The 570-nt window shown below is 68.2% G+C and carries 1 protein-coding gene; it reads right to left on the reverse strand.

Annotated features, from left to right (window positions below; all coding sequences use genetic code 11):
- Positions 1-137: 137 nt before the first annotated feature.
- Positions 138-570: M3 family metallopeptidase (locus tag FOY53_RS22750; protein WP_146592549.1), on the reverse strand; the 433-nt coding region annotated here is incomplete at its 5' end.

Genomic DNA, 570 nt, shown 5'->3' on the forward strand with positions numbered 1-570 from the left:
GGCCTGGTCATCGCCTTCATGACCCGGAACAAGGAGACGGTCGCCGCGGCCTAGGGCCCGCCGCCCCCGGGATCCCGGATCGGCCTTGCGGCCGTCCGGGACGACGGTGAGCGACGCCTCGCCTTAGGCCTTACGCCTTACGCTTTCGCCGGGGCGGCGAAGCCGCGGTTGCGCATCAGGGCGTCGATGGTCACGTCGCGGCCGCGGAAGCGGCGGAACGCCTCGTCGGCCGGGATGGTGTTGCCGACGCTCATGATGTCGTCGTGCAGCCGTTTGGCCACCGCCTTGTCGTAGAAACCGCCGGGCGCCTCCTGGAACGCCTCGGCCGCGTCGGCGGTCAAGGTGTCGGCCCAGATGTAGTCGTAGTAGCCGGCCGAATAGCCGTCGCCTGAGAAGATGTGGCCGAACTGGGTGGGCCGGTGGCGCATGACGATCTCGGGCGGCATGCCGATCTCGGCCATGGTGTCCTTCTCGAACTGGCCCGGATCGATGGCCTGGCCCTTGGCGGCCAGGTGGATCTTCATGTCGTAGATGGCCGAGCCCAGGTATTCGACGGTCTTGAAGCCCTGG

The organism is Puniceibacterium confluentis (assembly GCF_007923445.1).
Lineage (GTDB): Bacteria > Pseudomonadota > Alphaproteobacteria > Rhodobacterales > Rhodobacteraceae > Puniceibacterium > Puniceibacterium confluentis.